Consider the following 237-nt stretch of genomic DNA (forward strand, 5'->3'; position numbering starts at 1 on the left):
AGCGCGTGCCCGCACCCGCCGTCACGTGTGGTCCCGCCTGCCCGGCGGGGTGCCCGCATCGGCGTGTGCGGGGCGGGATCTGGGATCGACGGTCGTGCTCGATGTGGACGCCACGATCGTGGTCACCCACAGCGAAAAAGAGAACGCCGCACCGACGTACAAGCGCACGTTCGGGTACCACCCGATCGGTGTGTGGTGCGACAACACAGGGGAGTTCCTCGCCGCGAGCCTGCGCCC

The 237-nt window shown here is 69.6% G+C and carries 1 protein-coding gene; it reads left to right on the forward strand.

Going from position 1 to position 237, the window contains the following annotated elements; translation table 11 throughout:
* The coding region (locus tag G6021_RS16670) for a transposase (RefSeq protein ID WP_182641775.1) at positions 1–237 on the forward strand (237 nt) is incomplete at both ends.

This window comes from Dietzia sp. CW19 (assembly GCF_014145265.1).
In the GTDB taxonomy this organism is placed as follows: domain Bacteria; phylum Actinomycetota; class Actinomycetes; order Mycobacteriales; family Mycobacteriaceae; genus Dietzia; species Dietzia natronolimnaea.